Origin of the sequence: Streptomyces sp. NBC_01352, assembly GCF_036237295.1 — a bacterium.
GTDB classification, from domain to species: Bacteria; Actinomycetota; Actinomycetes; order Streptomycetales; family Streptomycetaceae; genus Streptomyces; species Streptomyces plumbiresistens.
This window is the reverse complement of the sequence record NZ_CP108354.1, coordinates 548864-563790: the sequence shown is the minus strand read 5'-3', so window position 1 is coordinate 563790 and position 14927 is coordinate 548864. Positions and strand designations below refer to the sequence as shown.

9 protein-coding genes are annotated in these 14927 nt (G+C 71.8%); 2 read left to right on the top strand and 7 right to left on the bottom strand.

Going from position 1 to position 14927, the window contains the following annotated elements; all coding sequences use genetic code 11:
* Positions 1-2 precede the first annotated feature (2 nt).
* From OG252_RS02800 to OG252_RS02770, 7 genes are all read right to left on the bottom strand, one after another.
* Positions 3-2264 (bottom strand): hypothetical protein, encoded by a 2262-nt coding sequence (locus tag OG252_RS02800; RefSeq protein WP_329333403.1) that lies wholly within the window; start codon positions 2262-2264, stop codon positions 3-5.
* Complete coding sequence (locus tag OG252_RS02795; protein ID WP_329333401.1) at positions 2261-4006, bottom strand: hypothetical protein; 1746 nt, start codon at positions 4004-4006, stop codon at positions 2261-2263. Before OG252_RS02795 ends, OG252_RS02800 begins: the two co-directional genes overlap by 4 nt.
* A gap of 591 nt (positions 4007-4597) precedes the next feature.
* Positions 4598-6925, bottom strand: a complete 2328-nt coding sequence (locus tag OG252_RS02790; protein WP_329333399.1) for a hypothetical protein — start codon at positions 6923-6925, stop codon at positions 4598-4600.
* Positions 6926-6930: 5 nt separating this feature from the next.
* Complete coding sequence (locus OG252_RS02785; RefSeq protein WP_329333397.1) at positions 6931-8787, bottom strand: hypothetical protein; 1857 nt, start codon at positions 8785-8787, stop codon at positions 6931-6933.
* A 3-nt stretch (positions 8788-8790) separates the two neighbouring features.
* Positions 8791-10344, bottom strand: coding sequence for an AAA family ATPase (locus OG252_RS02780; protein ID WP_329333395.1), 1554 nt, complete (start codon positions 10342-10344; stop codon positions 8791-8793).
* Positions 10322-10936, bottom strand: a complete 615-nt coding sequence (locus OG252_RS02775) for a 4Fe-4S cluster-binding domain-containing protein (protein WP_266452134.1) — start codon at positions 10934-10936, stop codon at positions 10322-10324. Before OG252_RS02775 ends, OG252_RS02780 begins: the two co-directional genes overlap by 23 nt.
* Entirely contained in the window at positions 10924-11127 is a 204-nt protein-coding gene (locus OG252_RS02770; RefSeq protein WP_266452136.1) for a DUF2997 domain-containing protein, read from the bottom strand. Before OG252_RS02770 ends, OG252_RS02775 begins: the two co-directional genes overlap by 13 nt.
* Positions 11128-11289: 162 nt before the next feature.
* On the opposite strand from OG252_RS02770, the gene OG252_RS02765 reads away from it, so the two are divergent.
* A complete protein-coding gene (locus OG252_RS02765) occupies positions 11290-12711 on the top strand; it encodes a hypothetical protein (RefSeq protein WP_266452138.1) in 1422 nt (473 codons plus the stop codon).
* Between the two features lie 135 nt (positions 12712-12846).
* Positions 12847-14799: a serine/threonine-protein kinase gene (locus OG252_RS02760; RefSeq protein WP_329333391.1), complete on the top strand. Its 1953-nt coding sequence runs from the start codon at positions 12847-12849 to the stop codon at positions 14797-14799.
* Positions 14800-14927 lie beyond the last annotated feature (128 nt).

Genomic DNA, 14927 nt, shown 5'->3' with positions numbered 1-14927 from the left:
CGCTACTCCTCTCGTAGCTCGATGTCGAAGTCCGACACGTTCGCCGTGCGCGTCGTGTCGCCGATCCCGATGTCGTGGTGGTACCGGTACTCCCCGCAGGCCTGCAGCATGGTCAGGGCCTGAAGGGCGATGCGCCCGAGGCCCGGACGCCGCAGCAGTCCGGCCACTTCGGCCAGGTTCTCTCGGCTCAGGGAGCCCATGGGGCCGGTGAGCGCCGATTTCCGCGGAGTGAGGTCGTAGAGGTGGACGGTCGGCCACTCACCCGCGACCGCGAGCATGTCGCCCTTGGACGACAGCCGTACGCGGGGCCTCCAGTGCGGGGCACCGACCAGGCGGATCCGCCGGAGCACGAGGTCGTCGGGCAGCGGCACGTCGGGGCTCGGTGGCACGGAGAGCAGCTCAAGATGACCGTCTCTGACCGCCACGAACCGGTGCAGGGCGGACGACCATGCGAGGCCGATCGGGAGGTTGTCGGGAGGCCAGACACGAGCCGTGGCCGGCGCGGATGTGGAGGTGAGTGGATCGTGCCAGACGTTCAGATCGCCGGAGAGCGTGACGCGGACCAGGGCGAACGGCGACAGGGCGGCCTGCGCCTGGCAGAGCACCCCGCCCACGAGAGCGACGTCGAGCACGTTGACGGCACCGGTGGCGAGATCGGCGACCACGATGTCTTCCGCGCCGAACACCGCGACTCGCCGCCTGTCCGAGGCCACAGCCGTGCCCCGCGGGGAGAAGCCGTTCCTCCCACGAAACAAGCCCGTCTCGGTCGGGGAGCCGTCCCCCGAGCCCAGGAGGACATTGAACCGCGCGGATGCGCCGGTGGCGTCCTGCTCCGCCGCTACCAGGAACCTCCGGTCACCCACGACGCGTTCCGGCCTGCGGATGTGTCCGGCGGTGGAGCCGAGCTGCCGCACACCGCGCGGGCCGACGTGGTGGAGCTTCGTCTTCGCCTGCGCGGGTCCGGCAGCACCCGGACCGTCCTCCACGACGACGACGGCGTCCGGCGCCAGGTGCGCCACTGCGGACAGCTGGTGCACTAAGCCGTCATGGAACAGCGCGGCCCTCCGGGTGCGCAGATCCAGCACGCCGGCGAAGTAGCGGAGCCCGCCGTGGGTTCCGGTGAAGGCGAGTTGCCGCCCGTCCGCGGAGAAGTCGAGGGCATGGAGAGCGGTTCCGACGTTCTCGGTGAGGTCGACCGCTAAGGGCTTGATGCGCGACGGCAGGACGGACACGGCCTTGAGACCGTCGCCGATCACCCATGGGTCCGCCGCACGCAGCGCGTCGAACAACTCGCGGTCCGCCTCTGCGGGGGGCCGCCACGTCCCGAACCAGCCGACCGTGTCGACGGCTTCTGGCAACGGCATCAACCGGACCAGCCGCCACAGCCGCCCCCAGTCGCCCTGACGCGTCAACTGCGTGACCAGGTAGTCGCGTTCGGTCTGCGCGAGCGAGGCGAAGTCGTGCCGGTCGGAACGCTGTCCGGCCAGGACCCGCAGCATGTCGACACCACCCATGGCGGCCATCGCGATCCGCAGCGCCGTCCGCTCCGCCGCCCCGGCGGCGCGGTAGCCGAGGGCGAGCAGCGTGCCCTCGGGATCCAGTGCCTCGTACTGTTCCTGCTGCCCGGTCCGTACGAAGAACACGGCGCGCTCGGTCTCGTCGACCGGGGCCAGTCCGTGCGCGAGGCAGTACTCCAGCGCGTCGGGCGATTGGACCGCCGTCGCGCAGAAAAGGGAGACGGCCGATGGGTCGGGATCTGTGAGCAGCCGTTCGCGGGCCGACGCGCCAAGGGGGTGGTCGAAGCGGGCGGCGGTGTCGGCGAGTATGAGCGGCGAAGGGGACAGGTCGGCTGCGCCGAGCACCAGTCTGCTGAACAGCCGCGTGCGGGAGCCGACGGCGGCCGTGGCGGGACGGTTCCACCGCCGCAGGAGGGACCACAGGGCGGGGTCGGGGTCCGCCAGCCAGGCGCGCCATGCGGAGTTGACGACCCAGGCGGGAACCGTCGAGACATCGACCGTCAGTCCGGCCAGTGCCGGGGAGTCCCATGGCCGGGTCGGCCCGCCGGACTTCCCCGGCTCCAGCCAGACCCGCCACGCACGCTCGTGGCCATGGCGCGCGACGGCTCGTGCGAGGGCCCGCAGGGCTGCGGGATCACCGGAGTCCGCCGCGCCGAGGACCGTCTGAAGAGCATGTCGGCCACGGCGGACGTCCGTCGGGGAGATGCGCAGCAGGAAGGAGGCGGTCCGCAGACGCATCTGCCTCATCCCGCCGTTCCGGGCTCGCCCAGGGCGATGTCGGTGGCGCTCCCCGCCGTCCCGGAACCTGTGCCCAGCGCGATGTCCTGGCCGAAGCGGTCCGCGAGGCAGGTCCCCAGCAGATCGAGCGCGTCCCGCACCGCTGGATCATCGATCCTTGAGCGCAGGTCTGCTGCACGTCGCAGATCCTGGCGGGTGCTCCGCAGCAACGGCTGCTCGAGGAGCGTGCGCGCCGAGGGCAGGTGAGGGCTGTGCACTTCGAGATCCCGGTCGTCGGCCTGTACTCCGATGACGAGGGTGTCTCCCCCCGGAGACAGGGTGAGGAGCTGCGGAACCGTCGCGGAGCGCTGGCGCGAGCCCGGCCGGAAGAGGTCCCGGAGCCAGGGGATGTCGGTGTCGATCGGCCCCTCGCCGTAGGGCGCACGAGGGGACAGCATCCGCACGCCGAGGTACGCGTCGGGGGACAGCCCGCGCCACTCCTCCAGGGGCCACCGCTCTCGGATCGGACCCCTGTGCTCGTCCGTGCGACGCGCGGTCCCTCCCGGCGGGAACTCCCATATCTCGGTGTACTGTCCCGGTTTTCCGGTCTTCGACGAGTAATCGGGCACGTAGTGATGTACCGCGAGCGAGCTCTCGGAGAGAAAGGAGAGCCCAGGACAATACCAACTGGCTTCGGAGGTGCCACGCGTCGGTATGTCGTGGAGCACGTTTCCGTCCTCATCCACTACGTACGTGCCCACCAGGTGGCTGGAGAATGCGATGAGCCGGGAATCCGGCAATGTCGTGAGAGAGCAGGTGTTGGGGCGGCATACGAGGCTCCCGGCTCCTCTTCCTGCGTTGTCACGTCCGCTGAACCGTGGAATCTGCTGGTATCGCACGCGATCCGCGCCACGGTCGACAAAGGCCAGACCCTCGGAGTAGATCATCACCGCGCCACCGCTCGACCTCCGCATGTCCGAGATGTTCGGGTCATGGCCGAGGCCCTCCCTGTCGGGCAGGACGCGCACGATGCTCGCTTTCCCCGATCCGGATACGTGCTTCCTCATGAGGATCTCGTCGCCGAGATGAAGCAGCGAGTTCAGCCATGAATCGCGGTTCGGGTTCAGGTCCAGGGTTGGGCCATGGCTCACCTGACGAGTGACTTCACCCGTGTGAGTCCGGAGCGTTTCCACATGGAGCCACTCCTGCGCCCCCTGCCGGACCACGGACGTGACGGCCAGTTCGGACGCGTCCGGCGAGAAGGATGCCAGCAGCCTGTGCCCGGGAGTGTTGTGAGTGATCAGCCGGACCTGCGGCAGCCGGCCGACAAGGGCCCGAAGCTGCCCGGGAGGCCGCGCCGCCAGCGTCGAGAGCGACAGGGCCGCGCCGCCCGTGCGCTCCCGTTCCGGCAGGAGACGGGCGGCCTCGGCTGCCTCGGCCAGCGGTAGGTCGAGCGTCAGCCGGCGCAGTTCGTCCCAGCTCTGATGCTCCGCCAGCTGATGCCTCAGGTAAGCGAGCTCGTCGGTGGACATCTCGGCGATCCGGTCCCGCTGATCACCGGTCACCACCACCCGGATCACCTCGGCGTCTCCCTCGGCCGCCATGACCGTACGCAGTCGCTCGCGCACCTCCGCAGCCGCCGCCCGATAAGCCAGCGCCAGCAGTGAGCCGTCCGGATCCAGTGCCCGGTACTGGGCGCTCTGCCTGACGAGGACCAGATAGGCGGCGGCGTCGGCGGGCTCCTGCGGGGCCGCGGCCAGCAGCTCCCGCACATCGGTCTCGGGCAGCTCGGCGGCTATGGCCCGCACTGCCTCCTGCGCGGCCGGATCCCCCGCGGCGCACCTGAGCACCAGCCGCCGCCAAGCCCGCCGAGCCCACAGCCCGCGGGAACCGTTCGCCCGCCGCCGCGTGGCCTGCCGCACCAACCGGGCGGCGTCTTCCGTACTGAACACCATCGTCCCTACACCTCGCCCAGCTCGATCTCGAAGTCCCCCGCGTCAGCCGTTCACGCGTCTCGGGCACGGCCGTCCGGTAGGCCAGGGTCGGCAAGGAGCCGTCGGGATCGAGGGCCCGGTGCTGCGCGCCCTGGCCGATCAGGACGAGGTAGGCGGCGCGGTCGGCGGGTTCGGCCGGTGCCACCGCGAGCAGCTCCAGCACGTCCGGGTCCGTCAACTCCGCTGTCCGTACGGCCTCCTGGGCCGCCACGTTCCCGGCCGCGCACGCGCTCACCAGCCGCCGCCAGGCGCGTCGGGCGCGCCACCCGCGGGAGCCGTCGTCCCGCCGCAGACCCGCGCGTCCGGCCGGCCGGACGACCTCCTGTGCGCGGATCGTCCTCACGACGCCCCTCACCCTCACCACACCCCTCATCCGCCCAGCTCGATCTCGTGGCTCCCCGCCATCGCCCCGTGGCGGGTGTGGCCGATCCCGATGTCGTCGCTGAGCCGGCGCTCCAGGCATGCCCGCAGCAGCGTCAGCGTCGTTCGGGTCCCCTCGTCGAGGGCCGGGTCTCCCAGCACCCTGACCACCTGTGCCAGGTTCTGGGGGGCCATCAGGGCCATGGGCCGGGCGATGAACGGGCGCAAAGAGAGGGTGGTCAGGCGGTAGAGGTCGAGTGTGCTCGCGTGTGCCACGGCCAGCGTGTCGCCCTTCGGTGACAGCCGGGCGACGGGTGCCAGGTGGGTGGCGCCGGCGAGTGCGATAGACGCGGACACGAGTGTGTCCGGCACCGGGGCGTCACGGGTCGGTGGCACATCCAGGAGTTCCAGGCGCGGTCGGCGGACGAGGTGGATCCCGACGAATCGGTTCAGTGCGGGCGACCAGGCCAGGGCGTCCGGACGGGTCGCCGGGGACCAGGCGGGAATCGTCGCCGTCGGTTTCTTGACGGTGAGCGGCTCGTGCCACGCTTTGAGGACACCCGTGGCGGTGCAGCAGACCAGGGTGGAAGGCGACAGGGCGGCGGTCGTCGTGGGGACGTTCTCCAGTGTTCCCGAGCCGTCGTCGAGCCTGTTCACCACGGAACCGGTGAGGTCGACGACCACGGCATCCTCCAACTCGTCGACCAGGGCGATCAGCCGGCCGTCCGGATCCACCGCGGCGATCACGGGCTCGAAGTCGTCCAGACGGTCCAGGCCGTCGAGCAGCCCGGCGGGGACGAGGAACCCATCGGGAACGCCGACCAGCAACCTGCGCCTGCGGTCGGACGTTTCGAAGTCACATGCGGTCACGACGAAGGCACGGTCTCCGGCTGTGCGCTTCAGGCCGAGAATCACGTCGGCTTCCGGGTCGAGCGCCCGCACGCCGTCGCGGTCCATGTAGTGGATCTTCAGCTTGTGGAGGCGTTCGCCCGCTGTGTCGTACGTCAGCTTCTCCGCGGCGACGACGGTGTCGGAGCCGAGATGCGCGACGCGCTCCAGAAGCCGTGGGAAGTCGCAGCGCAACTGGGACAGCGTTCTGCTGCCGAGATCCACGACTCCGGCCCAGGCGACCGGCTCGTTCAACGGGTCGGGGCTGTCGGGCGCCCTCCGCACGCGGAGCGCGCCGACCAGGGCGAGCTGGGTGCCGTCCGGTGAGAAGTCGAGGTCGGTGACGGCACCCAGCCGCTGGTGGAGGCCGGCGAGGTGGATCCGGACGTGCGGGGCGGGCGCCGACGTGGACCCTTCGGACAGGGTCTTCACACAGTCGGCCACAGCCCGCGGATCCGCTCCACGCAAGGCCTCGAAGACGCCGCGCTCGTCCTCGTCCATGGGCCGCCAGTCGTCGCCGCAGCCTCGGACCGCCTTCACCGCCTCGGTGAGCGGCATCAGCAGGGTGCAGCTCCACAGGCGGTCCCAGTCGCCCCGGTCGGTGAACTGTCCCACCAGATAGGCACGTTCCCGCTTGGTGAGGCGGCCGAAGTCGTCCTGTGCGACACGCTGGCCCGCCAGCACCCGGAGCACATCCACGTCGCCCATGTCCGTCATCTCGGCCCGCAGCGCCGCGCGCGCCTTGGCCGACGAACCCCGGTAGCCGAGCGCCAGCAGCGACCCGTCGGGATCCAGCGCCCGGAACTGCTCCCGCTGACGGGTCCGGACGAAGAACACCGCCCGTTCCACGTCATCGGTGGGGGCCAGGTGGTGTTCGACGCAGAAGGCCGTGGCCTCCGGCGACTTCAGTGCCGTACGGCAGAACAGGTCGACGGCCGTGGCGTCGCTCAGCGCCAGGAGGCGGGCGCGGGCCCGCTCACCGAGGGGATGGCCGAAGCGTGCGGCGGCGTCGGCCAGCACCCGCGCGTCGACGGCCGTGTCGCGGCTGTTGCCGTCGTCGAGCGCCAGACGGCTGAGCGCGCGCACGCGGGGCTTGGCTGTGGCCGTCGCGGCGCGGTTCCACCGCTTCAGCAACGACCACAGCTCGTCCTGGTGGGCGTCGAGCCAGTCGTACCAGCCGGCGTCCACGAGCAGGTCGGGAACCCGCGCCGCATCCTCGTCCAGCAGCTCGGCCGCGAGAGGGGAGTCCCACGGGCGCCGGGGCGACTCGGCCCACGTCCGCCACACCGTCTCCGGGCCCAGGGACTCCAGAGCGCGGGCGACGGCGCGCAGGGCCGCCGGGGTACCGGCGTCGGCCGCGCGCAACACGGTCACCAGCGCCTCGCGACGCCGTCGGGAGTGCTGCCCGAGCGGCAGCCGCAGCACCAGCACGGCGGTCCGTACCCGCATGGGCCTCACTCCGTCCGGTCCGGGTCGAGGGTGAGGTCGTGCGGGCCCGCCGCGACCGCGGGGCCGTCGCCGAGGGCGATGTCCGCGCCGAACCGGTCGGCGAGCGTGTGTTCCAGCAGAGCGAGCGCCCGCCGCACCGCGGGGTCACCGACCTTCGTCCGCAGTTCCCGCACGTGGTGCCACTGCCGCGGAGTGGCGCGCAGCAGTGGCTGTTCCAGGGCTTCGCGCGCGGTGGGCAGATACGGGCTGTGCAGTTCGAGCGTGCCCCAGCATCGGGCCCGGCGGTCGCCCTCATAGCGGCTCAGGGGCAGGGGCCCTTCGAGCCGCGAGGTGACGAACATGTCCCCGTAGGGCGATATCGCGAGCAGCATCCGGCGGTCCCCGTTCCTCAGCGACTCCGGCGCGGCCTCGTCGCGCAGGGCCTCGTAGGTGGGACCCACGATCCAGTGGGCGAATTCGTCGTCCAGAGCGATCCCCCGCAGCTCGTCGAGTGCCGCCCAGCTCCGGGGACTTCCCTTCTCGCGCCGGGCCCGGCCGGACCCCGCGAGGGTCAGGATCTCGTAGCGTTGCTCCTGCGGATGAGGGACATCGGGGATGATCGCCAGCCGGTCCGGTGCGAGGAAGGCCGACATGTACCCGGCCTGGTGCTCGTCATGGAGCACGGTTCCGGACTCGTCCAGGACGAGGACATGGTCCGCGACGGTGACGGCCAGCAGACCGTGTTCCGGCAGCGTCGCGAGGTGGCACTCCATGCGCTGCTCACCTTCGGCGTATGCGTCGATCACTTCGGTGATCCGGGGGACCGCCACGTGGCGCCGCCGGACGGCATGCCGGTCGACGAAGCCGAGCCCGGACACCGTCACCGCGACGGCGCCCGTGCTCGCGCGTCTCAACTCCGAAAGAGTCTCCGGCCCTTGGACGGGAATGCTCTCGTCCCGGGGATGGAGACGGCTCATGGCGTTGCCCGGATACGCGAGCGGCGACTCCATGCGGAGGATCTCGTCGCCCAGGTGCAGGATCGAGTGGACGTGTACCGGCGTCCGCCCCTGCTGGCGATGGCGGAGGGTGCTCTCGCCGGTCACGAGCCGGACCGTCTCCGTCAGGACTCTGGGGATCACCGTCTCGGGCGGCAACTGCGTGGTGCTGATCGCTAGTTCCGCCTGGTCGGGTGAGAAGGAGACCTGTGCCGATCCCCTGCGGTGGCTGAGCACTGTCCTGCGCGGCAGCCGCTCCAGTACGGCGCGCAGCCCCTGCGGAGAGCATGCGGCGAGCGCGGCGAGGCAGGTCGAAGCGGAGTCCTCGCCGAGTTCGCCGGACGGCAGGAGCCGGGCCGCCGCGACGGCCTTGGCCATGGGCAGGTCGAGGGCGAGGCGGCGCAGTTCGTCGTAGCGTCCGTGCTCGGCGAGCCGGCGTCCGAGGAGGTCCAGCTCGTCGTACGACATGGCGGCGACGCGGTCGCGTTGTTCCGCGCCGACGACAGCGCGTACGGCCTCCCCGTCCCCCTCGGCGGCCAGGACCGCGCTCAGTCGTCCGCGGGTCTCCAGCGTCGCCGCCCAGTAGGCCAACCCCAGCAGCGTCCCGTCCGGGTCCAGGGCCTGCCGTTGCGCCCGCTGCCCGAGCAACGTCAGCCAGGCCGCCCGGTCCGTGGAGTCGGCAGGCCCCGCCGCCAGCAGCTCCAGCACTTCCGGATCCGTCAACTCCGTTGTCCGTACGGCCTCCTGGGCCGCCGCGTCCCCGGCGGCGCACGCCCGTACCAGCCGCCGCCATGCCCGCCGGGCCCGCGCTCCCCGCGAGCCGTCCGCCCGCCGTCGCACGGCCTGCCGCAGCAGCCGGGCCGCGCCGTCCTCCGTCAGTCGTGCCACCCCCTACACCTCCAGCACCGGCACCTGGTGCTCGGCCGCCTGTGCCGCCCCCGCGAAGGACGCCGACTGGGCGCGGCCCTCGCGCAGCCAGGCGCGCAGGTCCTCGATGACCTCGCGCTGGGAGCGGCTCAGCGGCACGGTGCGGGCGGTGGCGCGGGCGATGTCGTCCGTGGTGATGTCACGTTCCTCGGCGAACGCCTCGTACATCGCGTCCACGACGACCTGTTCCAGCTCGGCGCCGACGAAGCCGTCGCAGTCCCGGGCCAGTTGGTACACGTCGAACATCTCCGGCTTGCGGCCGCGCTTGCGCAGATGAACGGTGATGATCTCGCGGCGTTCCTCCTCGGTGGGCAGGTCGAGGAAGAACACCTCGTCGAACCGGCCGCGGCGCAGCGTCTCCGGGGGCAGCGCGCTGACGTCGTTGGCGGTGGCCACCACGAACACCGGCGCGGTCTTCTCCTGCATCCAGGTCAGGACGGTGCCGAACACGCGCTGCGAGGTGCCCCCGTCGTGGCCGCCGGACGCCAGCGCCTTTTCCACCTCGTCGATCCACAGCACACACGGAGAGACGGTCTCCGCCAGCCGCAGCGCCCGCCGTACCCGTTCCTCCGACTCGCCGACCAGCGAGCCGAACAGCGCGCCGACGTCCAGGCGCAGCAGCGGCAGCCGCCACAGTCCGCCGATCATCTTCGCGGTGAGGCTCTTGCCGGTGCCGGGGATGCCGATGAGCGCGATGCCCTTGGGCGCCGGCAGGCGGAACTCGCGGGCGGCGTCGCTGAAGGCTCGCTCGCGCAGCCGCAGCCACTCCTTGAGCACGTCAAGGCCGCCCAGGTCGTCGGGGCTCTCCTCGGCGCCGTAGAACTCCAGGGCCTCGTTCTCCCGGATGACGGCCTTCTTCTCCGCCAGTACGGCCTCGATGTCGCGGTCGTCGAGCACCTCGTCGCGCACGATGGCCTTGGCGAAGGCCCGGCGGGCCTGGGCGGCGGTCAGGCCCAGGGCGGCCTGTGCCAGGCGGCTGCGGCCCGCCGCGGTGAGCGTGGACTTCACGCCCTTGGTGCTGTCGATGAGGTGGTCGAGTTCGCGGCGCAGGGCGTCGGCCTCGGGCAGCGGCATCTCCACCACCACGGCGTCGTCGCCCAGCTCCACGGGGAGGGTGCGCACCGGGGTGGTCACGATCAGGGAGGAGCCGGTGAAGACGAGCTTGTGAGCGAGGTTGCGCAGGCGCCGGCGCACCGCCGGGTCCTTCTCCCAGAACGCGTGAAAATCCTTGAGCACGTACAGGTCGCGGCGGCGCGGCTCCCTCCGCGCCAGCTCCTGGATCTTCGTCAACGCGTCCGCCGGGTTGCCCTGTCTGACCTCGGGCAGTTGCCGGCCCCCCGCGGACTGCATGCCGTCGGCGATGTCCCAGGTGACCAGGTCGGACGAGGGGTCCCGGTCTCGCCGCACCTGGTCCAGTACGTCCAGGGCGCGCTGTTCCTCGACCGTGACGAGCACGATCAGCGCCACCCGGGCGCGCAGATACAGCCGGATCTCGTCAGCGATGCCCGTGGTGCCCACCGAAGAACTCCCCTCCCGGCGCGGCCATGCCGGTGAATGTGAGCGTCGCGTCGTCCGCGACGGTGATCTCCAACTCCGGTACGTCGGCCAGGTCGTCCGCCGTGTAGCGCCCGGTGCGCGTCCAGTACTCCTTGTTCGACGAGCCGCGCAGCCCCCGGGCCAGCCGCAGCCGCGCGTTGTAGCGTCCGGCGATCACCAGATCGGCGTCGGCGACGGCCGCCGACCGTGCCGGGTCCGTCTCGATCTCGGCGCGGGTGAACCCGGTGAGCACGATCACCGACAGCCCGCTGCGGGCCCGTAGTTCGGCGCAGAACGCGGCGACCGCGGCAGGCTGCTCCAGCGGCTCGCCGCCGGTCAGGGTGACGCCCTGCAGATGCGCCGCGTCGGCCAGCGCCTCCTCGGCCACCTCGCCGGCCGTGCGAACCGGAGCGGAGCCCGCCGCCGAGTGGGTCTCGGGATTGAAGCACCCCGGGCAGCCCAGAGCGCACCCCTGGCTCCAGACGACGTACCGAACACCCGGACCGTTGGCGCTGCTTCGGGGCACGACGGCATGCAGCCGCCACGGCGTGCCCGGGCCGCTCACCCCTGCCACAGCCGGTCCTGCTCCTCGTCCGCGTTCTGCTGGTAGGCCTCCTCGGTGAGCACCTGGTGCTGCACATCCCCGCCGAGCAGCCGGACCAACTCGTCGGTGTCCTGCAGACACCGTGTGCCCGAGACCCCTTGGACATGCACCTCCACGGTGCCGTCCGCCGAGATCACGACCTCGACGCTCTCCTCCGCCATCAACTCGCCCTTCGCCCGCGGGGAAATGACTCCGCCCACTGTGCCGGGCGGGACCCGGGAGGGGTCCCGAGGGAAGCCGGCGGCCCCGCTTCCGGGACCCGTCCCGGAAGCGGGGCCGCACCATGCGGTCACCCAACCGATGTGCGACCGGGGGAGATCAGGATGAGCAACCCGACGTATGCCGAGCCCGTCGTGCCGGTGCCCGCACCCGACGGGGGCCGGGCGAACGACCCCCTGGCCGTCGCCCTGGGCAACGCCTCCCTGCTCGGCGTCGGCTATCTGCTGATGCGGCGGTGGAGACTCGCCGTCGCCTCCGTGGCCGTCACCGTCGTGCTCGTCTCCCGGCTCCTCTCGACCGAAGAGACCTCGTACGAGATCGCCATGCTCCTGTGGTGGGCGGCCGTCATCATCCACGGGTGGTACCTGGCCGGCAGAGGCGGCGAGCGGGTCGCGGTACGCCGTCAGCGCCTGGTCGCGCTCGGCGTCACGCTGCCGGTGCTGCTGGCCGCGGGGCTCCTGCGGTTCGACGCCGCCGGCATCGGGCAGAGCGTCACCGACGCCCGCGAACGCGGCGACTGCGCAGGGGTGTCGAGCGCCCAGGACGAGGTGTGGTTCGGGCACCGCATCGCCGACGCGCCACTCGCCGCCCGCGGCGACGAAGCCGTACGGGCCTGCGAGCGACTCCAGACGGCCCGGGCCGAACTGATCACCGCGCTGAGCGGGGACACCGACGCCCTGGAGGACGGCTTCGGCACACTCGCCTCGGTGCTCGCGGAGCCCGGCAACGAGAAGACGGTCGAGACGACCCTCAACGGATTTCTCCGCGACCTGCCCGCCAAGGACCCCTGCGACACCGTCACCGTCACCGACTGGCTCCGCGACCGCAAGCACAGCAACGACGTCCTGGACCGGACCTCCGACACGGTCGCACGGACCGAGCCCGCCGCGCTCGTCGCATGCGGTGGCGACCTGATGGCCGAGGACAGCTGGGATGCGGCCCGCAAGCACTACGAGAGCCTGCTCGACCGCTATCCCCAGGACGCCCTCGCGGACGAGGCCCGCAAGGGCGCCAGGAAGGCCACGCTGAGCATCGAGCTGGCCAACGTCCGCAGTCTGCTCACGGGCGGGTACGGCTCACAGCCCGCGTACTGCTCCAACCCGGCGAAATACAGCGGCGCCAAGCCCATGGGCAAGGGCACCAACCGCGCGCTGTTCTACGCCTACGACGAGTACAACACCGACTTCTCCAAGCAGCTCCCCGGCTCCTGGAAGGCGGGCGACGCCGCCAACGCCGTCCTGGTCGTCTGCGCGGGCGAGCAGACCTACGGAGACGGCGTCGAGACCTGCTCGTACTACAAGAGTGGGTCCTCCGGCGCCGCCTCGAACGTGACCTTCCACAAGATCGCGGTCCCGGTGAAGGTGTACGAGTTGCGCACGGGCAAGCTCGTCGCCGACCGCACGATCCAGATCAACGGCACGGGCTGCCCGTCGTCCATCTTCGCCTCCGCGGACTCGACAAGCGAGTACGTATCGGAATCCAAGTCCGACGTGCGGTCCGCGTTCAAGCCGCTGGTCGTCCGGTGAGCGGCGGCGCGGACCGCGCCTTCGGCGGGCGGGCGGTCCGGGACGGTTCCCGGGCGAGGCGAGTGAGCATGAGGCCGGCGGCCGCAAGGAGCCTCGGGCGGCCGGTCGGGAAACACGGCAGGGAAGGGGACGTTGGTGCCACGCGATGAACGGGTCGTCGCCGGGCGGTACCGGCTGCGCCAGCGGCTGGGGTCCGGGGGCGGAGGAGACGTCTGGCTGGCCGAGGACGAGCAACTCCGGGTCCAGGTCGCGGTCAAGGAGATCGACGTACCGCGGGAGCCGGACGCGTTGGGCGGTGACCCCGCCGCCCGGGGGCACAAGGAGGCGCTGAAGGCGGCACAGCTGCGCGAGCACCCGAACGTGATCACGGTGTACGACGTGGTGGAGGACGACGACCGCCCGTGGATCGTGATGGAGTACCTGCCGGGTACGCGGGATCTGCGCGCCGTGGTGACGGAGCACGGCCCGCTGCCCAGCGGCGAGGTGGCCGGGATCGGCGCGGCCGCCCTCGACGCGCTCTGCGCCGGGCACCGGCTCGGCATCATCCACCGGGACGTGAAGCCCTCAAACATCCTGCTGGCGCCGGACCGTTCGGGCGCCGCCGACCGCCGAGTCCTGCTCACGGACTACGGCATCTCGCTGTGGCCCCGGGAGACCCGGGTCACCCAGAGCGGCATGGTGGTCGGCACCCCGGGCTTCGTGGCGCCGGAGCGGCTGTCCGGCGGCGAGGCGACACCCGCGACCGACCTCTTCTCCCTCGGAGTCACCCTCTACTTCGCCGTCGAGGGCACCGCCCCCTTCGAGCGGGACACGCTCGACGCCGCCCTCATGGCGGCGCTGACTTCACAACCCGACGTGCCGCAGCGGGCGAGCGACCCACTCTGCCGGGCGATCATGGGGCTGCTGGCCAAGGATCCGGCGGAGCGTATGCAGGCGGCGCAGGCGCGCGAACTCCTCGCCGAGGCAGCGGGAACCACCACCCGTGGTGCTCCGTCCGCCTCGGCCGGGGCGGACGCCACGGCCGGCGAGCCGGAGCAGGGCGCGGCGAGCGACGGATCGGGGCCGGGCCAGACCCGGGGCTCCGACGAGCCCGGGCGCACGGATCGGCCCGACGGCTCGGCCGCCGCCGAAGCCGCGACGGACTCCACCGCAGCCGGTGCCACCCGTGGCCCCTCGGACGGTGCGCGCCGGGTGCCGGGCCGGCTGGCGGCCGCGCTGCTGGCGCTCGCCGCCGTGCTGGTCGGGGGTGGCGGGTTCGCGCTGGGGGCCGTCGCCTACCACGACGAAGGGGCCGCGGCACAGGGCTCAAAGGTCCGGGCGAAGGCCGCCCCAAGCTCCTCCCCGACTCCCTCCCCGACCGTGACCCGCAGCGCGTACCCGTACGGCAGGCAGGTGGGGCTGCGCGAGGCGCTCACACCGGGCCAGTGCGTCGACGCCGACTGGAAGGACGGGGAGTTCGAGGGGCGGCCCGGCCTGAAGCTCGTCGACTGCCACGACGACGACCCCGAAGGACAGGTCATCGCGACCGTGGCCGCCGACAGCACCGCATCTACATCCGGCACTGAGGCCGTACGGAGCGAATGCGCCCGGCGCACCGCCGAGCTGCGCGCAACCATGGCCGCCCCGGCGCTGTCCGTCCTCACCCCCGAGACGGGGCAGAGCGAACCGCCCGCCTCCGCCTGCCTGCTCTTCCTGAAGAACGCCACCCTCGGCGGCCCGCTCGGCGACTACCGGAAGTTCGGCGACGAGGTGTACGTCACACAGCTGGGCCCGGGTGACTGCTTCGACGAAGAGGAGGACGAGGACGGCTCGTACACCAAGACCCTGGTGAGCTGCGACGAACCGCACCACACGCAGGTCGTCGGCTGGACCTGGGCCTCGGGAGACGGCTCGTCGGACAGCGTGGACACGGCGGACCTTTGCGACGAGAAATACGGCGTCAACTGGGCTCGAGGCAAGGGACACGAGATGTGGGCCTGGTCCTCCTCCGACGAGGAGTGGGAAGCAGGGTTCCGCCACGTGCTGTGCACCGTGGGCCGGGAGGACGAGAAGAAACTCCCCGCAGGAGCGCTGAAACCGGCGTACTGACCATGGCCGGCGCCGAACCGGCCGGGCCAACCCCTCAACCTCTTTAAGACGGGCCAGGATTGGGGAGGGGTCCCACAGCGGGTGCGGACACTGGTCAGAGCGCCGTGCGCGCGCCGAGAAGCCCACAC

Bases quoted from the DNA above. Each gene is read 5' to 3' on its own strand.
- OG252_RS02790 (WP_329333399.1), bottom strand. From the start codon at position 6,925: ATGCGGGTACGGACCGCCGTGCTGGTGCTGCGGCTGCCGCTCGGGCAG.
- OG252_RS02765 (WP_266452138.1), top strand. From the start codon at position 11,290: ATGAGCAACCCGACGTATGCCGAGCCCGTCGTGCCGGTGCCCGCACCC.
- OG252_RS02770 (WP_266452136.1), bottom strand. From the start codon at position 11,127: ATGGCGGAGGAGAGCGTCGAGGTCGTGATCTCGGCGGACGGCACCGTG.
- OG252_RS02800 (WP_329333403.1), bottom strand. From the start codon at position 2,264: ATGAGGCAGATGCGTCTGCGGACCGCCTCCTTCCTGCTGCGCATCTCC.